Source organism: Candidatus Magnetaquiglobus chichijimensis, from assembly GCF_045865675.1.
GTDB classification, from domain to species: Bacteria; Pseudomonadota; Magnetococcia; order Magnetococcales; family Magnetaquicoccaceae; genus Magnetaquiglobus; species Magnetaquiglobus chichijimensis.
In genome coordinates this window covers 341,139-366,840 of the sequence record NZ_BAAFGK010000004.1, presented here as the reverse complement: position 1 = coordinate 366,840, position 25,702 = coordinate 341,139, and the positions used below count along the sequence as shown (strand labels likewise).

The 25,702-nt window shown below is 62.8% G+C and carries 24 protein-coding genes; 3 read left to right on the top strand and 21 right to left on the bottom strand.

From position 1 onward, the window contains the following. Positions 1 to 6: 6 nt before the first annotated feature. The gene (locus ACOY6C_RS06015) at positions 7 to 1,929 is read left to right on the top strand and encodes a hypothetical protein (RefSeq protein WP_420904588.1); all 1,923 of its coding nucleotides are present in this window, start codon (positions 7 to 9) and stop codon (positions 1,927 to 1,929) included. Between the two features lie 108 nt (positions 1,930 to 2,037). On the opposite strand, the gene mutY is transcribed toward ACOY6C_RS06015, so the two are convergent. From mutY to flgF, 13 genes are all read right to left on the bottom strand, one after another. Beyond that, positions 2,038 to 3,120 carry an A/G-specific adenine glycosylase gene (mutY, locus tag ACOY6C_RS06010; protein ID WP_420904587.1) on the bottom strand — a complete coding sequence of 361 codons (1,083 nt, stop codon included), beginning with the start codon at positions 3,118 to 3,120 and terminating at the stop codon, positions 2,038 to 2,040. A 5-nt stretch (positions 3,121 to 3,125) separates the two neighbouring features. Beyond that, a complete protein-coding gene (locus ACOY6C_RS06005) occupies positions 3,126 to 4,049 on the bottom strand; it encodes a cell envelope integrity TolA family protein (RefSeq protein ID WP_420904586.1) in 924 nt (307 codons plus the stop codon). Then, entirely contained in the window at positions 4,046 to 4,567 is a 522-nt protein-coding gene (locus ACOY6C_RS06000) for a Gx transporter family protein (protein ID WP_420904585.1), read from the bottom strand. Before ACOY6C_RS06000 ends, ACOY6C_RS06005 begins: the two co-directional genes overlap by 4 nt. Positions 4,568 to 4,606: 39 nt before the next feature. Further along, complete coding sequence (locus ACOY6C_RS05995; protein WP_420904584.1) at positions 4,607 to 4,999, bottom strand: hypothetical protein; 393 nt, start codon at positions 4,997 to 4,999, stop codon at positions 4,607 to 4,609. Positions 5,000 to 5,578: 579 nt separating this feature from the next. Next, positions 5,579 to 5,812: a carbon storage regulator CsrA gene (gene csrA, locus ACOY6C_RS05990; protein WP_420904583.1), complete on the bottom strand. Its 234-nt coding sequence runs from the start codon at positions 5,810 to 5,812 to the stop codon at positions 5,579 to 5,581. A gap of 90 nt (positions 5,813 to 5,902) precedes the next feature. Beyond that, a complete protein-coding gene (locus ACOY6C_RS05985; RefSeq protein ID WP_420904582.1) occupies positions 5,903 to 6,418 on the bottom strand; it encodes a flagellar protein FlgN in 516 nt (171 codons plus the stop codon). A 22-nt stretch (positions 6,419 to 6,440) separates the two neighbouring features. Then, a complete protein-coding gene (gene flgM / locus ACOY6C_RS05980) occupies positions 6,441 to 6,752 on the bottom strand; it encodes a flagellar biosynthesis anti-sigma factor FlgM (RefSeq protein WP_420904581.1) in 312 nt (103 codons plus the stop codon). Between the two features lie 53 nt (positions 6,753 to 6,805). Further along, entirely contained in the window at positions 6,806 to 7,336 is a 531-nt protein-coding gene (locus tag ACOY6C_RS05975; RefSeq protein WP_420904580.1) for a rod-binding protein, read from the bottom strand. Beyond that, positions 7,333 to 8,445 carry a flagellar basal body P-ring protein FlgI gene (locus ACOY6C_RS05970; RefSeq protein ID WP_420904579.1) on the bottom strand — a complete coding sequence of 371 codons (1,113 nt, stop codon included), beginning with the start codon at positions 8,443 to 8,445 and terminating at the stop codon, positions 7,333 to 7,335. The genes ACOY6C_RS05975 and ACOY6C_RS05970 overlap by 4 nt, the downstream gene beginning before the upstream one ends. 5 nt (positions 8,446 to 8,450) lie before the next feature. Next, a complete protein-coding gene (locus ACOY6C_RS05965; RefSeq protein WP_420904578.1) occupies positions 8,451 to 9,146 on the bottom strand; it encodes a flagellar basal body L-ring protein FlgH in 696 nt (231 codons plus the stop codon). Between the two features lie 29 nt (positions 9,147 to 9,175). Next, the gene (flgA, locus tag ACOY6C_RS05960) at positions 9,176 to 9,889 is read right to left on the bottom strand and encodes a flagellar basal body P-ring formation chaperone FlgA (RefSeq protein WP_420904577.1); all 714 of its coding nucleotides are present in this window, start codon (positions 9,887 to 9,889) and stop codon (positions 9,176 to 9,178) included. A 24-nt stretch (positions 9,890 to 9,913) separates the two neighbouring features. Beyond that, entirely contained in the window at positions 9,914 to 10,723 is an 810-nt protein-coding gene (gene flgG / locus ACOY6C_RS05955; protein ID WP_420904576.1) for a flagellar basal-body rod protein FlgG, read from the bottom strand. Between the two features lie 64 nt (positions 10,724 to 10,787). After that, the gene (flgF, locus tag ACOY6C_RS05950; protein WP_420904575.1) at positions 10,788 to 11,594 is read right to left on the bottom strand and encodes a flagellar basal-body rod protein FlgF; all 807 of its coding nucleotides are present in this window, start codon (positions 11,592 to 11,594) and stop codon (positions 10,788 to 10,790) included. 246 nt (positions 11,595 to 11,840) lie between these two features. Between flgF and mazG the strand changes: the two genes are divergently transcribed. Then, positions 11,841 to 12,638 (top strand): nucleoside triphosphate pyrophosphohydrolase, encoded by a 798-nt coding sequence (mazG, locus tag ACOY6C_RS05945; RefSeq protein WP_420904574.1) that lies wholly within the window; start codon positions 11,841 to 11,843, stop codon positions 12,636 to 12,638. A 145-nt stretch (positions 12,639 to 12,783) separates the two neighbouring features. Then, the gene (locus ACOY6C_RS05940; protein ID WP_420904573.1) at positions 12,784 to 13,569 is read left to right on the top strand and encodes a dTDP-6-deoxy-L-hexose 3-O-methyltransferase; all 786 of its coding nucleotides are present in this window, start codon (positions 12,784 to 12,786) and stop codon (positions 13,567 to 13,569) included. A gap of 289 nt (positions 13,570 to 13,858) precedes the next feature. Here ACOY6C_RS05940 and ACOY6C_RS05935 read toward each other — a convergent pair whose 3' ends face one another. From ACOY6C_RS05935 to scpA, 8 genes are all read right to left on the bottom strand, one after another. Next, positions 13,859 to 15,757: a propionate--CoA ligase gene (locus tag ACOY6C_RS05935; protein ID WP_420906088.1), complete on the bottom strand. Its 1,899-nt coding sequence runs from the start codon at positions 15,755 to 15,757 to the stop codon at positions 13,859 to 13,861. Between the two features lie 39 nt (positions 15,758 to 15,796). Next, positions 15,797 to 16,810 (bottom strand): MDR family oxidoreductase, encoded by a 1,014-nt coding sequence (locus tag ACOY6C_RS05930; RefSeq protein WP_420904572.1) that lies wholly within the window; start codon positions 16,808 to 16,810, stop codon positions 15,797 to 15,799. A gap of 202 nt (positions 16,811 to 17,012) precedes the next feature. Beyond that, entirely contained in the window at positions 17,013 to 18,188 is a 1,176-nt protein-coding gene (locus ACOY6C_RS05925) for an acetyl-CoA C-acetyltransferase (protein ID WP_420904571.1), read from the bottom strand. Positions 18,189 to 18,214: 26 nt separating this feature from the next. Continuing rightward, a complete protein-coding gene (gene mce / locus ACOY6C_RS05920; RefSeq protein ID WP_420904570.1) occupies positions 18,215 to 18,628 on the bottom strand; it encodes a methylmalonyl-CoA epimerase in 414 nt (137 codons plus the stop codon). Between the two features lie 15 nt (positions 18,629 to 18,643). Beyond that, complete coding sequence (locus ACOY6C_RS05915; protein ID WP_420904569.1) at positions 18,644 to 20,602, bottom strand: acetyl/propionyl/methylcrotonyl-CoA carboxylase subunit alpha; 1,959 nt, start codon at positions 20,600 to 20,602, stop codon at positions 18,644 to 18,646. Positions 20,603 to 20,613: 11 nt separating this feature from the next. Then, positions 20,614 to 22,158 carry an acyl-CoA carboxylase subunit beta gene (locus ACOY6C_RS05910; protein ID WP_420904568.1) on the bottom strand — a complete coding sequence of 515 codons (1,545 nt, stop codon included), beginning with the start codon at positions 22,156 to 22,158 and terminating at the stop codon, positions 20,614 to 20,616. 9 nt (positions 22,159 to 22,167) lie between these two features. Further along, positions 22,168 to 23,142 (bottom strand): methylmalonyl Co-A mutase-associated GTPase MeaB, encoded by a 975-nt coding sequence (gene meaB, locus ACOY6C_RS05905; RefSeq protein WP_420904567.1) that lies wholly within the window; start codon positions 23,140 to 23,142, stop codon positions 22,168 to 22,170. Continuing rightward, positions 23,143 to 25,302: a methylmalonyl-CoA mutase gene (scpA, locus tag ACOY6C_RS05900; RefSeq protein ID WP_420904566.1), complete on the bottom strand. Its 2,160-nt coding sequence runs from the start codon at positions 25,300 to 25,302 to the stop codon at positions 23,143 to 23,145. Positions 25,303 to 25,702: the final 400 nt, after the last annotated feature.

Below are 25,702 nucleotides of genomic sequence, written 5' to 3'. Positions count from 1 at the left end.
CGCCCCATGCCCGGCGCGCGCGAACCGAGGGAGTCGCCCACGGGGATCGCCTTGCCGGGGATCGGAAAAAGCGAGCCCGAGGCGCGTCCTCCCGAAGGACGGAGGCCCCAACCGCCCGAAGGGACGCGCGGATCGGAAGGCAAATCGCTCCCCTTGCCGGGGATCGGGAAAGGCGAGCCCGAGGCGCGTCCTCCCGAAGGACGGAGACACCAACCGCCCGAAGGGACGCGCGGATCGGAAGGCAAATCGCTCCAACCGTCCGAAGGGGAGCGCGGGTCGGAAGGCAAATCGCTCCAACCGTCCTCAGGGGAGCGGCCCGGCGGCAAGATCCCGCGCGGGCCCGAAGGGGGGCGCGGACCGGAGGGAAAAGGAGCCGGAGATCGTCCGAACCGGGATGGACATCAACCCGAAGCCACAGGAACGGCCATTCCCGGCATCGGCAAGCCGGAAGCGGAGAGCCGTCCTGGCGAAGGCAAAAGGCTGCGCCAGCCCGAAACGGGACGGATGCCGGATGGCGCCACCCCGCGCTCCCACGCCACCCCAGGCGGCGCGGAGTTCAAAGGGACCGGCGTTCCGGAATCGCGCGGCCACGAACCGGTCAGGGAGCGGCGCGGCGATCGGGACCGTGCCGCCCCGACTCCCGCCTCATCCCTGCAAGTGACGCCCCAAACCGCGGTGATACCCCAAAAGGATCACGCCGGCTGGACCCTCAAGCATCATCGCGACGATGGCGCCGAGGTACGGGTACGGGCGCACGCCCTTCCGGACGGACGCCGGCAGGTGACCGCCTATCAGAATTTCAAGGATCCGGAAACCGGCAGACGCACGCGCGTCTATCAGGATGGACGCCGGGTGATCCATGGCGCGGATTTCGTCACCCGCTCCGCGCCGGGTCGCCCCACCCTGACCATCCACGACAACGGCTTGCGCGAGGCCTATCTGCCCAACAAAAAGCGGTTCTTCGAGGAGAAGTTCGCCACGCGCCGCGACCAGCGCGGTCACGAACACCGCATCATTCATCGCACCGTGCATGCCCGTTTCACCTCCGGTCGGATCGTGATGCTGCCCCAACCGGTGATCTGGACCTACGCGGTCGTGCCGGTGCGGCAGGTCGAGGTCTACCTGTACGATCCCCAGCCGTTCCAACCCACGGTCTATACCCTGTTCACCGACCCCTTGCCCAGCCCCATCGAGGTCACCCCCAGTTGCATCATCTGTCCGCCGCCGCTGGTGAGTTATCACGACACGATCGAAGTCTATCGGAATCCTCTGGAGCTGTTGATCGACTGGCTGCTCGCCGGCGCGGTGGATGACGGTTACACATCCATCGCCCCCGTCTCTGCCTCCTACGACGACCCGCAGGTCAATCAACTCAACGCCACCGTGGCCTCGTTGCGCCAGGAACTGACCGATGTGAGCGCCAGCAATCAGGCGTTGCGTCACGAACTGGAGGATCAGCGAATCCGCCTGGACCTGCTGGAAGAGTCGCCCGACCCGGCACGGGAGATGGAACGGGCGCCGTTGCCGGTTCCGGAACCGGTACGCAAGCAGTTCTCCAAGCAGGTCAAGCAGGATCTGCTCGACCACCAGGAGAAACGACCTCTCTCCCTGGCCCAGATCCTCGACTCCAGGGAGCCGGAAGCTTACATCTTCCAGGTCTCCGAAACCCTGGAGGCCACCGAGATCGGTTCGAACGAGGAGTGCGCCCTCTCCACCGGGGATCTGGTCCGTTTCGACCAGGTGCCGGAGGAGGGGCAACCCGCCGCGCGGGTGCGGGTCATCACCTCCAAGGCGAGCAGTTGTCCGGCCAACAGCGTGGTCAACGTCAGTCTGTGGGATCTTCAGGAGATGTTGAACAGCTATCGGCAACGGCTGGAAGCCACCATGGAAAAGGTGCAACAGGAGGTTCAGCCCAGCCAGACACGGTGACGCTTCCAAACCCGCCCGGAAGGTGAGATGGCGGCCTCCGCGCACACCCGCCCGGAAGGTGAGATGGCGGCCTCCGCGCACACCCGCCCGGCAGGTGGCGCGGCATCGTCACCCCAGACGTGCCAGCACCTTGCGATGCAGAGTGGCCAGGGGCGTGTGGCGATCCAGCCGCCAGTCGATCCAGCGACCGCCGCTCGCCTCCGGGGGCTCTCCCGCCTGCCAGGAACACAGAAACGGAAAGACGGTCAGGTGGAAATGGGTAAAGGTGTGGGTCACCGCTTCCAAGGGGAGCGGTGTCGCGACGTCGATGCCAAACGCCTCGGCCAGATGACGCCGCACGATTTGCGCCTCGGGAGGCGTTGGGGATCCACCAGGCTCATCCCCCGGCGGATGCCAGAGACCTCCCAGCAGGGTGGCGTCACGATTGGGCAACAACAGCACCCGGCCATCCGGTCGGGTTACCAACGCCTGAAACTGGTACTTGCGCGGCTTGGGCATCCGGGCCAGCCGGACCGGGTAGAGGTCGGGACGCCCAAGCCGGCAGGCGGCGCAATCCCCCTGCCACGGACAGGAGGGGCATGCGGGCCGGCGCGGCGAACAGACCGTCGCCCCCAGATCCATGATCGCCTGCGCGTAATCGCCGGGCCGCTCGCGGGGGGTGAGTCGTCGGGCCTGCTCCCACAGAATCCGCTTGCCGGCGGGGGCATCCGGTGGCGTCTCCAGCGCCAGCAGTCGCGCCAGAACCCGTTTGACATTCCCATCCAGAATCGCCTGATGCTGCCCGAAGGCAATGGCGAGGATCGCGCCGGCGGTGCTCGGTCCGATGCCGGGCAGACGCCCCATGGCCTCGCACGTCTCGGGAAACCGCCCGCCCAGCTCGTCCGACACCTGACGCGCCGTGGCATGCAGATGACGCGCGCGCCGGTAATACCCCAACCCCTGCCAGATGCTCAACACCGCTTCCAACTCGGCGGCGGCCAGGGACTGAATCGTCGGGAAACGCTCCAGAAAACGCGCATAATAGGCCAATACCGTCTTGACCCCGGTCTGTTGCAGCATGATCTCCGCCAACCAGATCCGATACGGATCGCGGGTGCGCCGCCAGGGCAGATCACGCCCCTCCCGGTCATACCGCGCCAGCAGCGAGCCGGCCAGTTGGCGACACTTCGCCTCGTCGAACCCGCGCTCCATGCTTATTATCGATCCATGCGGAAACCGCCGCGAATGTATTCGAACACGCTCTGAACGTGCAGCCGTTCCAGATCCCAATCCTCCGGCAACGGCAGAAACGGATGGAGTTGACGCACCGCCCGCAGGGCCGCCTCGTCGAGCATCGCCTCCCCGGAAGGGCGTTCGATGCGAATGTTGGTGATGGCGCCGGAACGCTCGATGGTAAAACGCATCACCAGGGTGCCGGAGAGCCGATCGCGTTTGGCTGCGGCGGGATAGCTCCATCCCTGCTCGATCCGCTCCTTCAGACGGGTAAAATAGGTGGTGAATCTTGGTTCCGGGTTGTCGAGATTGACCGTCGCCTCGCGTGATTTGACCCCATGCTCCCGTGCCCGGCGTTGCCGCTCCCGATCCCAGCGAGAGATGTCGGAGAGCGACGGGTTGAGATTCAACGGTCGGGCCAGGGGCTCTTCCGCGCTCCTGGCCGTCACCGGGGGCGCGGTGTTTTCGGGTTTGGCGTCAACCGCCCTCTCGGCGGATCTGGAACGCTCCTCGTTCTTGGGTTTGGGTCTCTCCCTGGATTTGGCGGGCGGTTTGTCCCCTTCCCGTGGCGACGGACTCCTGGCCTGCTCCGGCAGAGGCGCGGGAGCCGGTTTCGGCAGCGGCGCGGGGTCGAGCGGTGGCGCTTCCGGCGGAAGCGGCGCGGGTGCGGGTGGCTCGGATGCCGGTTCGGGAAGAGGGCTCTTGACGGGCGGCGTGGGGATCATCTCCACGGTAAAGGCCGGCGGATCGATTTTTTGAGGGATTTTCGGGACGAGCAGGTCGATGCGCGCCAAAAACAGCGCATGCACGAACAGGGAAAACAACAGGGCCAACCACGGCGAACGGTATCGGGGGGATGGCAACACCCGGTGTCCGGAGTTGGAACCCGTTTCCTGGAGGGCGTTCATGGGTCGGTCAGCAGATACCGGTGACGGTCGAGTTGTTCCAACAGCAAGAATGTCAACAAACCGTTGAGGATCCCGGTGATCCAGGAGCCGGCCAGCAGCCACGGCACGGCGACGAGGATCCCCGCATGACCGATGAGCAAGATCCAGGCCGCCACACCTTGCGCCGCCATGTGGGCCATGGCCGCCAGCAACGACACCCCCACCGGTCCCAGCCCGATATCGGGGAGCAGACGGACCACACCGAGCAGCGCGAGCGCCCCGCACCCTCCGGCCAGACTCAGGAAGAATCCGGGGGTGAACAGAACCCCCAATGCCAGCGAGGAGGCGAGAATGCGCAACAGGGTCACGGCCACCGCAGCCCGCCAGCCAAGCAGAAAAAAGGCGACCAGGGTGAAGATGTTGGCCAGGCCGGGTTTGAACCAGGGGCCGGGACCGGGCAGGGCCGCCTCCAACAGATGCGCGGTCACGGCGGCGGCGGTCAGGTAGGCGATGAGCAGATCCTGGCGCAAGCGCGGCATGGGTTCAGGTTCTCGTGGGGTGACCAGAAACGGCCTGGACTATCTCTTTTTCTTCTTTTTGGCAGGCAGAGCCTTCGTGTTCACCCCAACGGGACTCTCGACGCCGCGCGGCTCCGCCACCTGCGGAACGTCCACCACCACCCCGGATCCGAGCAGTCCGGCGCGCAACGTCTCGGAGAGCTGCCGCTCCCGATCCAAAGTCGCGGAGAGCTGCTGACGCAACATCGCAGCCTGGTTCTCCTTGCGCCCCAACAAGGTAAAGGCGGCGCGGATCAACACCCCCAGCCGGATGCGCCCGTCGCCGGGCACGCTGTTGGCCTCCTCCAGATAACGCAACAAAGCCTCGTCGGCCACCCCGGCCACCCGCGCGGCATCCGCCAGGGGACAGTCGGGCAACTCGCCGCAACGGGTCAGGTCAATGGGTTGGATCACGGGTTCAGTGGATATGCGTCGCATGCGGATGCCTGACAAGAAAAGTTTGGACAGCGGAATTTCGACACGTCCGGCCCTATTCCCGAACGCGACCGATCATGACAGATCCGCGCCCGTTTCGGCAAGGAAGTCGCGCATCCTCCCCCATGAACACCCGGAACAGACGACAGACCTGCCACTTGTCCGAACCTCACGAATGCGGATACACTTTGACGGTCTCCGGTTCCTTCACGCAAGCCAGGATGTCGAAGGTGATCACGGCGGTGGTCTGGTGTTTTCCGAATGCCGTCAAACACGTCAGGACGTGTTGATATCTTGCGTCAGCGGCCTTGATACGGCGTTGCGACGCCCCTTCGCTGATCCCATGCCGCCTTTACCGTGGAGCTCCCGAAGGGAGGTCCATGGTAAGGGGGGGTGAGGGGGTTCTCCCCCCATCATGCAAGTTAGCGCTGCTCGGGTCGTCGCGCCTTGTCTGAAGGCTCGCAGCCTTCATATGTCAACACGCCCTGAGGCCTTGAAAGGGTTTGATCGCAATTCCAAGGCTGCGTCCACAAGGATTCACACCACCGCGAGGCAGGTTCAGGTTCGGGACAGAATGCGGGAAGCCGCGTCCAGGGTGTCGATGGACATCTTGGTGTTGGCCTTGCGGGTTTCGCGTTTGATCTTGTCGTAGATCTCCTCGCGATGGACTTCGACATCGCGTGGGGCGTCAATGCCGATGCGCACCTGGTTGCCCTTGATGCCCAACAGGGTGATCTTGATCTCGTCACCGATGTTCAGGCTCTCACCGATTCTGCGCGTCAGTATCAACATGGAACCATCCCCTCCCTGGGCGCGAGGACCGATCGACAACGCCAGGGTCTCCCCACCCCGACGCCCAATCCACCCCTCGCCATTGGGTTGCTAGAATTGCTTGGATAAAAAGTGGTAACCCGGTCCATTCTGCCGGAATCCCCGCCGGTCATACGCGGTCGTCTGACCTTGCGTACTCCCCTTGAGTGCCCGCAGCATGGTCTCGGTAGCCACCAAAACCCCCTTGAAAATCGCCTGGTTCTCGCGATTGGATCGCTCGGCCCGTTCGATCGAGTCACGCAGGCGCTGACGATAGGACAACAGCCCGGTATTGCCACCCATGGCTTTGTCCAACTCCTTAAGATTCACCTCGTCGTCCTTCAATCCCAACGCCTGGGCCATGCGCAACGCCTGGCCCTGTCGGGAGAGATCGAGCCGCTTGATCTCGACCAACACCTCCTCCACCCGACGGGTGGCGATCTCCAATTGCTCGGGATTGCGCTCCTTCAACGCCAGACGTTCCTGCTCCAGGAGAGGCAACAGTCGCTCGAAGAGTCCGATCATCGGATCGAGCAGGGACGTCAGACGTTGCGTTTCGGCAACCGCGTCGAAGGAAGAGGATGACATGAGTCGATCTATCCCAAGCAAATCAAATGGATTTCTTACGTTCCATCAGGACCTGACGCAAAATCTTGTCCGCCACCTCCAGGCTGGAGACCTGATAGCGTCCGCCGGCCACGGCCTCGCGGATCGGTTCCACCAGCTCCACCCGCACTTCGGGAGCGTTTTCGATCGCCTCGTTCGCCAGCCCCATGATCCGGGCGCCCGACGAGAACTGGGCATCGTCCGAACGCGCCGCAGCTGACGCCCCCCCCGCCCCGGCACTCGACTTGCCCCCGGTGCGCTTGCGGGAGATACGACCGAGTTGTCCAACATTGACGCTCTTGATTCTCGTGACCATGCTAAAGATCTCTTCCTTCAATCCCGATCCAAGGCCGGAGGGATTCCATGGTGTCAAGAATCCCGATCGTTCACCGGATCCGCGGGGCCGACGCGTGTTGGATTGCCCGCCGCTGGTAAATGAGTGTCGCGGATAGCATACGGATTATATCCGGGTTTTGCCACCCCTCCCTTACCTATCGGCGATTGCGCGACGGCGTTTAAGGAATTCTCGGTCCCTTTCGCACGATTGAGCGCGTTTTGTGCCTCTGCCACCTGTCCGAGCTGGCGGTTGACCGCCTGTTTGAAGATCGCCTCCTTCAAGCCCAGGCCACTGTTGCCGCGACTCAAATTCTTGGAGTACTCGCCATCCAGCATCTCCTGAAAGATCTTCTCGCCCGAACTTTTGGCGAACAATCGTCCGTTGGGATCCTCGGGCACGGTGCGGCGCATGGACTTGAAAAGCTGCTGAACGAACATCGCCTCAAAATCCGAGGTGGCGTCGTTCAGGCGCTTCTGGTCGGCTTTCGAGATCGACGGCACCGCCGGTTTGGCGACCGGCGTCGGCGCCGGCGGTACCGGCGGCATGTTCACGCCGTCGCTCACAGGATCTCCAGATCGGCCTGCAAGGCGCCCGCCGCCTTGATCGATTGCAGAATGGCGATCAGATCGCGCGGGGTCACGCCCACGCCGTTCAATCCGCGCACCAGATCGCCCAGGGTCACCCCCTCGGGCATCTCCAGCACCCGCGCGTCCTTCTCTTCGGCACTTACCGCGCCACCCGGCGTCACCACGGTGGCGCCCTGGGAACGGGCGTTGGGCTGGCTGACTCTCGGCTCCTCGCGAATCTTGATGCTCAGGCCGCCGTGCGCCAAGGCGACGGTGGAGACACGCACGTTCTCGCCCATGACGATGGTGCCGGTACGTTCGTTGAGCACCACCCGCGCACGCTGATCCGGATCGATCTGCACGGACTCGAGACGCGACACGAAATTGACCACCTTGCCCTGATAATCCGGCGGGATCACCAAGGCGATCGTGCCCGAGTCCCTGGCCGAGGCCAAGGGCTTGCCGAACACGTCGTTGATCGACTGCACGATGCGGTTGGCGGTGGTGAAGTCCGGATTGCGCAGGGAGAGCTGCAACTGCTGCTCCTTGTTCAACTCGAACTCGATCTCCTTTTCCACCGTGGCGCCCGCCGAAATGCGGCCCACCGTGGGATGGTTCTTCTGCTGGGATGCCCCGCCCCCGCCCGCCGAGAAACCGCCGACGATCAACGGACCCTGGGCCACCGCATAGATGCGGCCATCCGCGCCTTTCAAGGGGGTGAGGATCAGCGTGCCGCCCTGGAGGGTCTTGGCATCGCCCAGACTGGAGATCATCACATCGAGCTTGCTGCCCTGACGGGCGAACGGCGGCAGGGTGGCGGTGACCATCACCGAGGCGACGTTCTTCACCTTCACCTGCTGATCCGCGGAGATGCCCATGCGTTCGAGCATCATCTTCAACGACTGATTGGTGAAGGCGGCGCTCGAGTCACCCGAACCGTTCAGACCGACCACCAGGCCAAAACCGGTCAAGGGGTTGTCGCGCACCCCCTCGATCTCCACCACGTCCTTCAACCGTGCGGCTTCGACCTCGGGTACGGTCACCAACCCCGGCGCGACCATCAACAAGGCCAGGATCCAATGCGGACAACGGCGAAAGGTTTTCATGCCGATCACAGAATGTTGATGGTGGTGAGGAAGCGACCGATCCAGCTCGGACGCTGTTGATCATCCAGATCCCCGTCGCCGGAGAACTCGATGCGCGCGTCGGCGATCTGATCCGAGGTCACGGAGTTGTCCGCGCTGATATCCTCCGGACGGATCACGCCGGAGAGGATGATGTATTCGTTTTCGTTGTTCAGGGTGATGTCACGCCGCCCCTCGATGCGCAGGTTGCCGTTGGCCAGAACCTGGGTGACCAGACAGGAGATCTTGGCTTCGAGCTTGCTCTGGCGGGCGATGTCGCCCTTGCCCTCGAAGTTGTTGGTGCTGCTGGCCGTGGCCTCGCCGGCCAGAGCCGGATTGTTCAGTTTCAACAATTTGCGCACATCGAGCGCGTTGGACATGCTCAAGGTGTTGTCGTTGGTGCGCTCGAGCTTGGTTTTGGCGTTCTTGGTGGCGATCGGGTTCTCCGACACCTTCACCATCACGACATCGCCGATGTTGCGCGCCTTGTTGTCCAGAAACAGGGTGTTGCGATCCGTGGTCTGCCAGATCGACCCTTTCTTGGGGGCGAGGGTCTCCGGAGGCGTCGGCTGCACGATGGCAATCGGCGCCGCCGGACGCTCGGAAGCGCGCGTCATCCCGCAACCGGCAACCACCATGGGCAGCAACGGCACGAGGAGGATCATCTTGGCCATTCCGTTCATCTTGAACACCTCTCCATTCACTCGCAAGACTACCAAATCACTTCCGCCTGACCCGGACCGGTGATGCGGGCATCGAACCGTCTGTGACTGTCCGGATTCTCCATCGACACGATCTCCCCCACCCGGCCCCCGTTCTTGGCCACCGCCGTGGATTCGATGCGCAACGCACCCGAAACCGCCACCACCCGCACCCGCTCCCCGCGCGCCACCACCTGGGGGGAGGCAAACCAATCGGTCTGCAACGGACGGTCCGAGGTGATGCTCCGGGTGGCGCTCATGCCGAGAATCTCCTTGGGATCCTCGATCATGCCGGCGGGCGGATTCTTGAGATCGCCCTCCATCCACTTGATATCGCCCTCGCGCACCACATCGCCGCGCTTGATGGCCCGCTTGAGCACCGGATAGCGCAACGACTGCTTGAAGATCGCCGCGACCTGAATCACCATCTCCGGCTTGCCGTTGACCAGCACCTCGACCGGGATGGTCTGGCGTCCGGATCCCCAGTCGTTCACATCTGCCTTGATCTTCCAGTTCACCGGACCATCCGGCAGTCGCAGTTCATCGCGGTAAAAGACCTTTTCAAGCCGCAATCCTTGCGCGTCACCCTCCAGCAGGGCGCGCACCTGTTGTTCGCTGGCGCGCGCCACGTCCCGGGCGTGGATCAACTGGGCATGCGCATGGTTGGGCATCCACCCCGCCACCAGGAGCGACGCCACCGCGATCCGTTGGCCGAACCTGTTCATCCCCATGCCCCTCTCACACCCTCATCACCGTTTCAACTGCGCCACCTGGCTCAACATGTTGTCCGCGGTCTGGATCGCCTTGGTGCCGATTTCGTAGGCCCGTTGCGTGGCGATCATGTCAACCATTTCCGTCACCATATTGACGTTCGACTGCTCCAACACATGCTGACGCACGCTACCCATGCCATCGGAGTTCGGTTTGGCCGTCTGCGGGGTGCCGGAAGCGACACTTTCCACGAACAGGTTGTTGCCGATGGCCGTCAATCCGGATGGATTCACAAAACGGGCCAGTTCGATCTGACCCTGATTGGCCATGAAGCCGGGGTTGGTGTTGGTGGTGAATCCGATCGATCCGCCGCTCTCGATGGTCACCCCGGTATGCAACTGCGGATTCACGCCGATGTTGCCGCCGCGCAACGGATACCCGTCTGCGGTGACGATGTTGCCATCCTTGTTGATCTCGAAGTGACCATCGCGGGTGTAGGCGATGTCGCCGTTGGGCAGTTCGATCTGGAAAAACCCCTGACCGCTGACCATCATGTCCACGTTGAACGGGGCCTCGCTGGTCGGCACGGCACTCCCCTGGGTGAACTCCTTGGAGACCGACACCACCTTCACGCCGTGTCCCAACTGGATGCCCACCGGCACCTGGGTACCGGTCTCCGAGGTTTCGCTGCCCGCCGGACGCATGTTGGCGTAGAGCAGATCCTGGAAATGGGTGCGGGAGTGCTTGAATCCCGACGTGTTGACGTTGGCCAGGTTGTTGGCGATCACATCGATACTGCGCTCCTGGGCGGACATTCCGGTGGCCGCGGTCCACATGGCTCGCATCATGGCTTGGTGCTCCTCGTTCTCGTTTCGTAATTTATATGTGCGTCATCGACTGTTGAAAATCGCATCAATTGCTCAGATGGCCGATCTGGTTGGCCTGACCGTCAATCCCATCCAGGGTCTGGATGATTTTCAGATAGTTCTCGAAATTGCGGTTGGCCTCGATCATCTGGGTCATGCCGCGCACCGTGTTGGTGTTGGATGCCTCCAGGAATCCCTGCTTGAAGCCACCACGCGCACCCACCAGCGATGTCTCGCTTCCCTCGGGCGCGGCGTAGAGATTCTGTCCGACCCGTTTGAGTCCTTCCTTGGGCAGTCCGACCCGCAACAACTGTCCCGCCTGTCCCGACGGGCTGGCCACGGTGCCATCCTGGCTGATCTCCACCCCTTCCATGCCGATGGTCAACGGACCGCCGCCGCTGCTCATCACCGGATGGCCATCCTTGGTGACCATCTCGCCACGATCGTTGACCTGGAACGAACCATCACGGGTATAGCGTCTTCCTTCCGGTGTATCGATCACGAAATAACCCTCCCCGTCGATGGCCACGTCCAATGGATTGCCCGTACCCTTGAGCGCGCCCTGCGTGGTATCGGTGGTGGTGCTCGGCGCCGCCGGATAGGTCATGCTGTAAGCGCTTGACCTGGGATTGATAAAAGGATATGGCAATTCCATCGGCCCCTTGTGACCCATGAACGCGTCACCCGGCAGCGGATGGTGCTCATCACCCGGTTTGGTCAGGTAGGAATCAAAGGTGATGTTGCCCTCCTTGAACCCGTTGGTGTTGACGTTGGCCAGGTTGTTCGCCAGCACGTCGAGGCGCATTTCGGTACGCATTGCCCCGTTTACGGCAGCATAAATGCCACTATCCATGGATACCAAGACTCCCGATGGTCAGCAAATGCAATTGACATGAGACTTCTTTGCTCGTAGCTTCCACTAAGCAACCATTATGCCATTCTGCGGATTTTTGTGCGATTCATGACATTTTCCTCGTTGATTCGCATGGTTAAGCAGAGCATCGAAAAAAACGTCCCTCCGGAACCGGCGTCGGAACCGTGGCAGTGGGCAAATAACAACCCGTAACCTTGACCAATCATTCAAAAAAAGAGACCAGGCATGCAAAAAGAGTCCCCAACCTCCGGCCCGATGATCGAAGCCCTGGAATCCCTGATGGCCCGTCTGCGCGGCGAGGACGGCTGTCCCTGGGATCGGAAACAGACCTTGAAATCCCTGCTCCCCTACACCATCGAGGAGGCCTACGAGGTGGTGGAGGCGGTCGAGACCCACGATTTGAAAGCGCTGAAGGACGAGTTGGGTGATTTGCTGTTTCACATCGTCTTTCACAGCCGCATCGCCGCGGAGGAGGGGCACTTCACCCTGGCCGAGGTGATCGAGGGGATCGTCACCAAGATGACCCGGCGTCATCCGCATGTGTTCGGCAGCGAGGCGGAGCGTCAGGCCGATCCGGACCGGGTGGTGGCCCGCTGGGAGGAGATCAAGCGCGAAGAGAAGGCCGCCAAGGGTGGCGGAGAGCCCGCATCGGTGTTCGACGACCTCAACAGCCATCTGCCGGCGTTGCTGTGGGCCTCGAAGGTGCAGCGCAAGATGTCGCAGGTGGGTTTCGACTGGAAGGATCCTTCCGGGGTGATCGAAAAGATCCACGAGGAGTTGGAGGAGTTCCGGGTCGCCCCAAACGCGGACAATCGCGAGGAGGAGCTGGGGGATATTCTGCTCACCCTGGTCAATCTGGCCCGGCACTACCGCATCAATCCGGAAACCGCGTTGCGGCGTGCCACCCACAAGGTTCAGGATCGGTTCCGCTTCATGGAACGGGCTCTGCACGCGAGCAACCGCACCCCCAAGGATGCGTCGCTGGATGAGTTGGAGGAGCTGTGGTTGGCGAGCAAAAGATAACGCGCCATTCAATGGAATGCAGGGGGCAAGCCCGGCGGTTTGTCGTGGATTTTGCCTTTGACTCTTTGTTCAAGGGGCATCATATTGACCCGAAAAGCAGTGCGGAACAACGATGACCCGACAATTTTTTGCCTTGAGGTGACGCATGATCGGCAGCCAGATCAACGCAAGTGAAAAGCAGTTCGGTTACAAGGAAGAAACCAAGTCGAGTCAGGCGCAGTTGGCCCATCGCGAAAAGCTCTACCGTTTGTTCCGCGAGACACCGTTGCCGGTCGATCAACTCCTGACCTGCCTGGGTTTGTACATGCGCAGTTCAGCCTTGACCAAGATCCTGTTCATCAATGAACTGTACGAACTGATTTTGCATCAGCCTGGCGTCATCATGGAGTTCGGAACCTGGTGGGGGCAGAACATCGTGTTGTTCGAAAATCTGCGAGCCATTTACGAACCGTTCAATCAAAGCCGAAGGGTGATCGGTTTCGACACCTTCAAGGGGTATCCATCCATTTCCGATCAGGACCGGATCAGTGAAACCATCACCATCGGCGGCTACAAGGTGTCGGAAGGATACCGGAAATATCTGGAGGAGTTGATCGCCTTTCATGAAGAGAACAACGTATTGGGCAATATCAAGAAACACCAGCTGGTCGAAGGCGACGTAACGGAAACGATCCAGGAGTTTTTCGTCAAACACCCTGAAACCATCGTGGCCCTGGCCTATTTCGACATGGCGCTTTATGAACCGAGCAAGGCCTGCCTCCAGGCCATTCGCCCGCATTTGATGCCCGGCAGCGTCATCATGTTCGACGAACTGAATTCGCGGGAATATCCTGGTGAAACGGTGGCCTTCAAGGAGTTGTTCCGAGGGGAGCGTTTCACGCTCCACCGCAGCAAATTCATGACGGATCGTGCGTATATCATCCTGCAATGAACGCACCGGAACCAGGTTCCGCCTGTTCCATGCCCCCTTGACCGAAGCTGGAACAGGCCGTATCCAATCTGTTCCCACCACCCCCGGTTCCCGGTGACGACTGGGGGGCCGGGCATGATTTCCACCACCCCCGGTTCCCGGTGACGCCCCCGGGGGGCCGGGCACGATTTCCACCGCCCCCGGTCCCCGGTAACGACCAGGGGGCCGGGCACGGTTTCCACCGCCCCCGGTCCCCCGTGATGACGGGTGCGTCACATCGACGCACCACGCCTTTTCACCTCATCTCACGTCAGTGCCGATGCTCCACCGCATCGCGAATCACCTCCAACATCTTGCCATCCTCGATGGTCGGCAATTCGCCCGGATCACGACCCTCGGCAATCGCCAGAATCGCCCGCCGGATCACCTTGCCGGAACGGGTCTTGGGCAATCCTTGCACCACATGCATGAACTTGGGACGGGCAATCGCGCCGATCTGCCGCGCCACCACCGCCTTCAACTCATCCTCGCTTGGCACCGCGACATTGGCCATCAACACCACGAACGCCTCGATCTCCTGCCCCTTCAGCTCGTCATGAATACCCACCGCCGCCGCCTCGGCCACGGCGGGATGGGTGCAAAGCGCCTCCTCCACCTCACGGGTGCCCAAACGGTGACCCGCCACGTTGATCACGTCGTCGTTGCGACCCATGATGAAATAATAGCCGTCATCGTCATAGATCGCATAGTCGAAGGTGGCGTACAACAACTCCTTGGCGGTCGAGAAGTAGGTCTTGACGAACCGGTCATCATCCCCCCAAACCGTGGTCATGCAGCCCGGCGGCAGCGGCGGACGGACCATCAACGACCCCTTGGTGTTGACGCCGATCTCAACGCCATGCTCATCCAGCAGCACGGTCTCGTAACCGAACGCAGGCTTGCTCGGCGAGCCGAACTTGTTCTCCATCAATCCCAGACCGGCGAAGTTGGTCAAGATCGGCCAGCCGGTCTCGGTCTGCCAGTAGTTGTCCACCACCGGAACCCCCTGCAACGCCTCCGTGACCCAGCGATGGGTCTCCTTGTCCAAGGGCTCGCCGGCCAGGAACAGGGTGCGCAACGAAGAGAGATCGTGGGCGTGGATCCAGTCGGCGCCGGTTTTTTTCAACAGTCGGATCGCGGTCGGCGAGGTGAACAGACAGTTGATGCGATACTCGGCCACCAGCGACCACCAGATGCCCGGATCCGGACGGATCGGCAGTCCCTCGTAAAGAATGGTGGTGGCACCGGTCAAAAGCGGGGCATAAACGATGTAGGAGTGACCCACCACCCAGCCGATGTCCGAACCGGCGAACATCACCTCGCCCGGCCCCACGTTGTAAATGTATTTCATCGACTGCCGCATGGCCACCATGTGACCGCCGGTATCGCGCTGCACCCCCTTCGGACGCCCGGTGGTGCCGGAGGTATACAGGATGTAGGAGGGATGGGAGGATTCCACCCACTCCGGATCCACGATCTTGCCCCGATGCGGACCCATGGCGGTGGCAAAGTCGATCTCACCGGCAATCGGGCAGGGATTGGAATCCAGGCCACGATTGATCACCAGCACTTTCGGTCGCTCCACGGTGACCGCGTTGAGTCCTTCCAGAAGCAGCGGCTTGTAAGGGGTCACCTTGCCACCGCGCATGCCGGCGTCGGCGGTGATCACCAGCTTCGGACTGGCGTCGTCGATGCGCGAGGCCAGGGCCAGTGAGGCGAAGCCGCCGAACACCACCGAATGGACCGCGCCGATGCGCACGCAGGCCATCATGGCCACGATCGCTTCCGGGATCATCGGCAGATAGATCAACACCCGATCCCCGCTCTCGATGCCCAGCTCTTTCAACAGCGAGGCCATCTCGTTGACCTGCGTGTACAGATCGCGATAGGTGATGTTGCGCCGCTCGTTCACCTCGGTCGAAACCCAGGCGATGGCGATCTGATCGCCCCGCTCCGCCACATGCCGGTCCACCGCGTTGTAGCAGATGTTGGTCAGACCGCCCTCGAACCAGCGCACGAAGGGCGGCTTGTCGTAGTTGAGCACCCGTTCGAACGGTTTGTGCCAATAAATCAACTCCGCCTGTTCGCCCCAGAACGCCTCGCGGTCGTCGATGGAGCGGCGATACATCTTCTCGTAGTTTTCGGCAGGGGTCATGTTTCTTTTCTCCAGTTGGGGTGAAACCAATCACATCAGTGTAGACAGGGCTGGTCACGCATCCAAAAACGGATCGACCAGCACCCGACCACGCACCCGTCCCTCCAGCAACTCCCGGCAGGCTTGGGGGATTCCGCTCAAGCCCACCGTGCGTTCCTGGAACGTTGCGAACAGCGCGGATGGAATCCCTTCGGCCAGGCGCTTCCAGGCCGTGGCACGGGTTTCGCGGTCGATATGCACCGAATCGACCCCCTGCAAGCGGACATTGCGCAGGATGAAGGGAAAAACCGTGGCCGGCAGGCCCGGCTCGTCGGCCAGGCCGCAAGCGGCCACCGTGCCGTTGTAGTGAATGAACTTGAGCAGCCCGGCCAGGGTCTTGCCGCCGGCCACGTCGATGGCGCCCAACCAACGCTGGGTATCCAGGGGTTTGTTGGAAGCGGTCAACTCCTGGCGGTGGATGATCGAGTCGGCGCCGAGTCGGCGCAGATAGCTCTCGTGTTCCAGACGCCCCGTGGCCGCGCACACCTGGTATCCGAGCTGTTTGAGCAGCACCACCGCCCAGCCTCCCACGCCCCCGGTCGGGCCGGTCACCAGAATTTCGGTGCCCCCATCCGGTTTCAGACCGCCGGCCTCCAGGGCCATCACGCACAGCATGGCGGTCAGGCCGGCGGTGCCGAGCAGCATGGCGCCGTCCGGGGTGAGCGACACGGGACAGGGGACCAGCCAGGCGCCAGGCAGGCGGGTGTATTGCGCGAAGGCGCCGTGTCGGGTTTCGCCGACCCCGTGTCCGGTCAGGATCACGGCATCGCCGGGAGACCAGTCCGGGTTTTCGGACGCCACCACCTCGCCGACCAGATCAATGCCGGGAATCATCGGAAAGCGGCGCAGGATCGGGCTTTTGCCGGTGACCGCCAGGGCATCCTTGTAGTTGATGCCCGAGCGAAGGATCCGCACCAGCACATCCCCTTCCGGCAGGGATTCCGGCGGGAAAAGGGTGGTTTCGGAACGATGGGCGCCCTCCGTGTCGCGGTGGACCAGCAGCACCAGGTTGGATGGGGTGTCCGGCATGGTTGGGCTCCGTCGAGCGGGGATGGAGGTGGTGGGATGATGATTCAGGTTCAAACGGTCACGGGGGTCCGAGGACGGTTACCGTCCCCGGCGGGGGCGGGGCAGAGCCCGGCGATTGCGAACGTTGTTCTTTCGGGGGCCTGCGCCCCCATTCCCCGCAAAACATTTCCGGGGGCTTCAAGCCCCCGGACTTCAACAACACTCACACCCGCTCAACACACAGCGCGATCCCCATGCCACCACCGATACACAACGTGGCCAACGCCTTTTTGGCCTGACGACGCTTCATCTCATAAAGCAACGTCACCAGAATACGCGCACCCGAAGCACCCACCGGATGACCCATCGCAATCGCGCCACCGTTGACGTTCACCTTGGCCAGATCCCAACCCATGTCCCGGTTCACCGCCATGGCCTGGGCCGCGAACGCCTCGTTGGCCTCGATCAGATCCAGATCATCGATGGTCCAACCCGCCTTGGAAAGAGCCAGACGGCTGGACGGAATCGGACCCGTGCCCATGATCGACGGATCCACGCCGCACGAAGCCCAGGAGACGATCCGCGCCAACGGCTGCAAACCACGCTTGGCCGCATTCGCCGCACTCATCAACACCGCCACCGCCGCACCGTCGTTGATGCCCGAAGCGTTGCCTGCGGTCACCGTACCCTCCTTGTCGAAGGCGGCACGCAGCTTGGCCAACGTCTCCACCGTGGTGCCATGCTTGGGATGCTCGTCGGTGTCGATGATCAGGTCACCCTTCTTGCTCGGAATCACCACCGGCACGATCTCTTCACGGAACAGACCCGCCTTCTGGGCAGCCTCGGCCTTCTGCTGCGAAGCGGCGGCAAAAGCATCCTGCTCGGCACGGGTCAAACCCCACTTCTTGGCCACGTTCTCGGCGGTGTTGCCCATGTGGTAGTTGTGGAAAGCGTCGGTCAGGGCGTCGCGAATCATGCTGTCCTGCATCTCGGCACTGCCCATCTTGGTGCCGTTGCGCAGATGGATCAAGTGCGGGGCCAGACTCATGTTCTCCTGCCCGCCAGCCACCACGATCTCGGCATCCCCCATGGAGATGGACTGATAGCCGTTCACCACGGCACGCAGCCCCGAACCGCACAGCTGGTTCAAGCCATACGCGGTACGCTCCACCGGAATCCCGGCGTTCACCGCCGCCTGACGGGCCGGATTCTGCCCGGCCCCCGCGGCCAGAATCTGTCCCATCACCACCTCGGAAACCTCAGCCGGGGCCACGCCCGCCCGCTTCAACGCTTCCACGATGGCGATCTCGCCCAGTTTGTGCGCCGGAACCGAACTCAGCCCCCCGCCAAAGGTTCCAACCGCCGTGCGCGCCGCCGATACGATGACAATCTCGCTCATTTTAACCCCTCTCCATAGTGTATGTTTCACGAATAACGGCTGGCTTGCTCCAGCTCGACCAAAACCCCACCCACTCCCTTCGGATGGAGAAAAACCACCGGTTGCCCGTGCGCTCCGATCTTGGGCTCCGGATCCAGAACCTCCAGGCCCTGCTCCCGCAGTCGCCCGACGGCATCCTGAATATCTTCCACCTCGTAGCAGACATGATGCATGCCGCCTGAGGGGTTGCGTTGCAGAAACCGGGTCAACGGCGAGGCATCCCCGAACGGATGCAACAACTCGACGTTGGTATTCGGCAGACGCACAAACACCACCGTCACCCCGAACTCCGGCATGTCGCACGGCTCGTCCACCCGCGCGCCCAGCACATCCCGATAGGTGGCCACGGCCTTGGCCAGATCCGGCACCGCGATGGCCACATGATTCAATCGACCGATCAAATCACCCTCCCCTTCTCATTCGAACACAAACAGCACGGCATCCGCTTCCACCGTATCCCCGGCCTTCACATGCACCTCGGCCACCACCCCGTCCTTTTCCGCCCGCAGGGTATTTTCCATTTTCATGGCCTCCAGCACGCACAACGGATCCCCCTGCGCCACCTTGTGACCCACCACGGTCATCACCTCGCGCACCAGGCCGGGCATGGGGGTGGTCATCTTCTTGGAACTGGCGGTCTGACGCTTCTCCGGCATGCGGCGCGCCATCTCGTAAAGCCGCAACGGGGTCACCGACACCTGCACGCGCCGCCCGCCATGGGAGAACTGATACCCCATTTCGATGCGCCGGATGCGCACCGTCCGCTTCACACCCTCCACCTCGAAGGTGGCCATGCGGTTGCCCGGATGGTAGTTCCCGGAAATCTCATGCACGCAGCCATCCTCCAGGGTGATGCGGTTGTCGCTCTTGCGATGCTCCACCGTCAGCCGGATCGCGTCGCCGGCCATCATCACCACCCACTCCTCGACCGGCGGCGGCGGCATGAGCATCGCCTCCTGGGTATGCTCCACGCTCACCGCCACCATGGCGAAGAAGCGCTTGAGATCCTCGGTCAAGGGGGCGCCCTCGAACCCGCCCGGATACTCCTCGGCAATGAAAGCCGTGGTCAGATCCCCGGCCTGAAAGCGGGGATGCCCCATCACCGCGTTGACGAAATCGATGTTGTGGGCCACCCCGTCGATCAGATACTTGTCCAAGGCGCGTCGCATGGTGACGATCGCCTTGGCGCGGTTCGCCCCCCAGGTGACCAGCTTGGCGATCATCGGATCATAATGGATCGACACCTCGCCGCCCGCATACACCCCGGTATCCACCCGCACCCGATCGCTCTCCGGCGGCGGCTGATGACGTACCAGACGACCGGTGGAGGGCAGAAAACCGGCATAGGGGTTCTCGGCGTAGATGCGACACTCCATGGCCCAACCGTGCAGCGGAACCTGTTCCTGGGTCATTTCCAGCGGTTGACCGCGGGCGATGCGGATCATCTGTTCCACCAGATCCAGCCCGGTGATCATCTCCGTGACCGGATGCTCCACCTGGAGACGGGTGTTCATCTCCAGGAAGTAGAACTGCCGGTCCTCGCCCACCACGAACTCCACGGTGCCCGCCGAAACATACCCCACCGCCTTGGCCAGGGCCAACGCCTGTTCGCCCATGGCGCGGCGCATTTCCGGCGTCACGAACGGCGACGGGGCCTCCTCGATCACCTTCTGGTTGCGACGCTGGACCGAACACTCGCGCTCGTTCAGCCACAAGCCGTTGCCGTGGGCATCGCACAGGATCTGCATCTCGATGTGACGCGGCTTTTCGATGAACTTCTCGATGAAAACCCGATCGTCCTTGAAGTAGTTGCGCCCCTCGCTGGAGGCCGACGTCCACCCTTCGGCCACCTCGCGATCGTTGCGCGCCAGACGCATCCCCTTGCCGCCGCCGCCCGCCGAGGCCTTGATCATCACCGGATAGCCGATGGAACGGGCCACGGTCACCGCCTCCTCGGCGGAGCCGATCACATCGTCATGACCGGGAATGGTGTTCACCCCCGCCGCCCTGGCCAGCCGCTTGGAGGCGATCTTGTCCCCCATGGCGCGGATCGCCCCCGGACCGGGACCGATGAAGATCACCCCGCGCTCTTGCAGAGTTTCGCAAAAATCGGCGTTCTCGGACAAAAATCCGTAGCCCGGATGAACCGCGTCCGCGCCGCTCTTCTCGATGGCCTCCAGGATGTTCTCCACCGACAGATAGGAGGCGGAACTGGCCGCCGGTCCCACCCGACAGGCCTGATCGGCCTTGCGCACATGCAAGGCATCGCGATCGGCATCCGAATGGATGGCCACGGTGGCAATCCCCATGCGACGCGCCGTGCGGATGATCCGGCAGGCGATCTCACCACGATTGGCAATCAGTATCGTGCGCATGCCAAAACCCCTTACAAAGGCAGATTGTCGTGTTTTTTCCAGGGATTGGTCAACTGCTTGCCCGCCAGGGTCCGCAATCCGCGAATCACGCGATACCGGGTGTCGCGCGGCATGATCACATCGTCGATGAACCCTTTGCGCGCCGCGATGAACGGCGTGGCGAAGTTGGCGGCATAGGCGGCGGTGACCTCCTTGAGCTTGGCTTCCGGATCCTCGGCGGAACGGATCTCGTTGCGAAAGATGATCTCCGCGGCCCCTTTCGGTCCCATGACCGCGATTTCGGCGTTGGGCCAGGCGTAATTGAGATCGCCGCGCAGATGCTTGGAGGACATGACGTCGTATGCGCCGCCATAGGCCTTGCGGATGATCACGGTGATCTTGGGAACCGTGGCCTCGGCAAAGGCGAACAAGAGCTTGGCGCCATGCTTGATGATCCCGCCCAACTCCTGCTGGAGTCCGGGCAGAAAGCCGGGCACATCCACGAAGGTGACCAGCGGGATGTTGAAACAGTCGCAGAACCGCACGAAACGGGCCGCCTTCACCGAACTGGCGATGTCCAGGCAGCCGGCCAGCACCAGAGGCTGATTGGCCACGATGCCGACGGTCCGACCATCCATGCGCGCGAAACCGATGATGATGTTCTTGGCGTAGCCGGCCTGCACCTCGAGAAAGTCGTAGTTGTCCACCACCTTCTCGATCAACTCCTTCATGTCGTAAGGCCGGAGCGGATCGTCGGGGACCAGGGTATCCAGCGACGGGGTGTCGCGACGCGGATCGTCACCGGTTTCGATGCGCGGGAGCGGGGTCTGGTTGTTGGAAGGGAGGAACGAAAGCAGACGACGCAACTGCTTGAGCAGGTTGAGATCGTTGTCAAAGGCGAAATCAGCCACCCCGGAGCGGGTGAAATGGGTGAGCGCGCCCCCCAACTGCTCGGCGCTCACCTCTTCGTGGGTGACGGTCTTGACCACCTCCGGTCCGGTGAGGAACATGTAGGAGGTATCCTTGACCATGAGGATGAAGTCGGTCAAGGCGGGAGAATAGACCGCGCCACCGGCACAGGGGCCCATGATCGCCGAGATCTGCGGCACCACCCCGGAGGCCAGCACGTTGCGCTGGAACACCTCGGCATAGCCGGCCAGGGAGGCCACGCCCTCCTGGATGCGCGCGCCGCCGGAGTCGTTGATACCCAGGATGGGGGCTCCGACCTTGACGGCCATATCCATGATCTTACAAATCTTCCGTGCGTTCGACTCGCTCAGGGAGCCTCCGAGAACCGTGAAATCCTGGGAAAAGGCGAACACCTTGCGTCCGTAGATGGTGCCCACCCCGGTGACCACGCCGTCGCCGGCCACCCGGTTCTCCTGCATGCCGAAATCGGCACAGTTGTGCTCCACGAACATGTCCAACTCCTCGAAGGAGTCGGGATCCATCACCACCTCCAACCGTTCGCGAGCGGTCAGCTTGCCCCGTCTGTGCTGCGCCGCGATGCGCTCCTGCCCGCCCCCCAAACGGGCCTGCCCACGCAAACGATCCAGTTTGTCAATGATTTCCCACATGTTTCCAACTCACCGCCCGAAGAAATGTTGCAACAACCGCTCAGCCGCAGCCACCGCACCCAGCGTGCCATTCTCCACCCCCGGTTCCAGCTCCCCAACCAGTCTCCGAATGGTCGGATCGGCCAGAAACCGGCGCCGCAAGCCATCGTGAACCCGCTCCCACATCCAGGGGGTCGCCTGCCGCAGGCGTCGTTGTTTGAGTTCGCCATTCTCCATGGCGCGTTGCCGAAATGCCTGGATCGTCTCGTAAACCGCCTCGATCCCCTGCTCCTCTTGGGCGCTGGTCAGCAACACCCGAGGCATCCAACCGGTCACGTCGTGGTGCAAAAGCGGCAGCGCGGAACACACCTGCGCGGCGGTGGTTTCGGCGGCATGCCGGAACGGACCATCCGCCTTGTTGATCACCAGCAGCTCGGCCAACTCCATGATGCCGCGCTTGATCCCCTGCAACTCGTCGCCGGCGTTGGGCAACAGCACCAGCATGAAAAGATCCACCATGCCATGAACCTCGGTCTCGCTCTGCCCGACGCCCACCGTCTCGACCAGGATCAGCTCGAAACCGGCGGCCTCCAGCAACACCATGCTCTCGCGGGTACGCCGCGCCACCCCGCCGGTGGCGCCGCCCGTGGCCGTGGGCCGGATGAAGGCCAACGGATGGGCGCTCAGGCGCGGCATGCGGGTTTTGTCGCCGAGTATGCTCCCGCCGCTGCGTCGCGACGACGGATCAATGGCCAACACCGCCGTGGGCACCCCCTTGCCGACCGCCAGCATGCCCAAGGATTCGATCAGGGTGCTCTTGCCCGCCCCCGGCGGACCGCTGATCCCGACCCGTATCCCGCGCATCTCCGTATGGCTCAAACCATCCAGCAGTCGGGCGGCCAGAAGCTCGTCCTCGGGACGGGAACTTTCGATCAGGGTGATCCCCTTGGCCAGCGCCCGACGTTCGCCGCGCCGGATCCCCTCGGCCAGCGACTCCGGGGTCATTCAGGCCGCCCGTGGCAGCAGACGCCGCTCGATGGCCGCCAGAACCCGACCTGCCGCCTCCACCGCCGAGGCGCCCGGCCCAAAAATCTCCGCCACGCCCACCGCTTTGAGGGCGGCATGGTCCTGCTGAGGAATCACCCCGCCAGCCACCACCACCACGTCCCCCGCCCCCTCGCGCTCCAGGGCGCGCATCAGCAAGGGCAGCAGGGTGGCATGCCCGCCGGCCAGACTCGAGACGCCAATGGCGTGAACATCGTTCTCCACCGCCTGCCGGGCGGCATCTTCCGGGGTCTGGAACAAGGGGCCGATGTCCACGTCGAAGCCGGCATCCGCGAACGCCGAGGCGATCACCTTGGCTCCCCGGTCGTGTCCATCCTGACCGAGTTTGACCACCAGCAACCGCGGACGCCTGCCGGTGCGCTGCTCGAACGATGCCACATCGCCGGCCAGATGGCTCCAGGCCGCGTTCCCCTGCCAGTCGGCGGCATACACCCCGCTCACGCCACCGATCTGACGACGATGGCGGCCATATACCGCCTCCAACGCATCGCTCACCTCGCCCACCGTGGCCCGTGCCGCCATCGCCTCGATGGAGAGGGCCAGAAGGTTGCCGCTCTCTTCGCGGGCCGCGCGGGTCAGGGCATCCAGGCAGGCATGGACCGCGCCCGCATCCCGGTTGGCGCGCACCTCGGCCAGACGCGCCAGTTGGGCATCGCGCACCGCCATGTTATCGACCACCAGCACATCCAGCGGTTCATCCGTGGCGCAGCGGTAGCGGTTCACCCCGACGATCACCTCCTCGCCGCGATCGATGCGCGCCTGCTTGCGGGTGGCCGCGCTCTCGATGCGCCGCATTGGCAGACCGGTGGCAATGGCCGAAACCATGCCGCCGGCGGCATCGATCTCCCCGATCAACTCCCAAGCCTTGTCGGCCAGATCGTGGGTCAGGCTCTCCATCAGATAGGAGCCGCCCCAGGGATCGATCACATGGGTGAGATGGGCCTCTTGTTGCAGGATGATCTGAGTGTTGCGCGCGATGCGGGCCGCAAACTCGCTCGGCAGGGCGATGGCCTCGTCGAGCGCGTTGGTGTGCAGGGATTGGGTGCCGCCAAAGACCGCCGCCATCGCCTCGATGGTGGTGCGCACCACGTTGTTGTGCGGATCCTGGCTGGTCAACGACCATCCGGAGGTCTGGCAGTGGGTGCGCAGCAGGCTGGATTTGGGATCCTTGGGATTGAAGGCGGACATGATCCGCGCCCACAGCAGACGCGCCGCGCGCAGCTTGGCCACCTCCATATAAAAGTTCATGCCGATGCCAAAGAAGAACGACAACCGGGGGGCGAACTCGTCCACGTCCAGACCCCGCGCCAGGGCGGTCTGCACATAGGCCTTGCCGTTGGCCAGGGTGTAGGCCAGTTCGAGCGCGGCATCGGCGCCCGCCTCCTGCATGTGGTAGCCGGAAATGGAGATGGGATTGAATCTCGGCATGGTCGCCGAGCAGTGGGCCAGGATGTCGCCGACGATGCGCATCGAGGGCGCGGGGGGATAGATGTAGGTGTTGCGGACCATGAACTCCTTGAGGATGTCGTTCTGGATGGTGCCGCTCAAGGAGGCGTCGGCAACCCCCTGCTCGCGGGCCGCGACCACGTAACCGGCCAGGATCGGCAACACCGCGCCGTTCATGGTCATCGACACCGACACCTTGTCCAGGGCGATGCCGGAAAAGAGGATTTTCAGGTCCTCCACGCTGTCGATGGCCACCCCGGCCTTGCCCACGTCGCCCACCACCTCGGGATGGTCCGAATCGTACCCCCGATGGGTAGGCAGGTCGAAGGCCACCGAGATCCCCTGCCCGCCCGCGGCCAGGGCCTGGCGGTAAAAGGCGTTGGAGGCCTCGGCGGTGGAAAAGCCGGCGTATTGACGGATGGTCCAGGGCCGCTTGACGTACATGGTGGGATAGGGACCGCGCACATAGGGCGGCAACCCGGGCATGGTGTCGGCATCCCACGGACGCCCGGCGAGATCCGCCTGGGTATAGAGGGGATTCAAGGGGATCCCCTCGGAGCCGGTCCAGGTGAGATCCGCGAGGGATTCACCACCCAGGCTGCGCGTCGCGGCCTGTTGCCACTCGGAAAGCGTGGAGCGCGAGGTGTTGTCCATGGATGGCAACGATGGCCTCCTGCCAAAGTGTTGTTGCACGGATGGTGTGAAATCCGTCCATTCCGAATTCAGCCGGGGCATGACCCGAAAAGGCCGAAGCAAACGCCGCAATCCCCCATCCTTTGACGAATTGATTTTGCGCGGACGTTCTCATCATAATCCCGCATCAGGATCCGGTCAATACGCGCCGGGATCATTCAACGGAGTTTTCCCGAAAACCACTCCCTTGCCAAAAAGGCAACGACCATAAAAAACAATTTCATCTTGTATTTTGGCGACAAACATGCCCAACAATGGCATTTCATGTCCCAATAAACGAAATACCATTCCCATCCGCATGGGTTAGGGTATATTCTTTCGACGACAGGATGTTTACGTAACTTGCATGATGGGGGGAAAA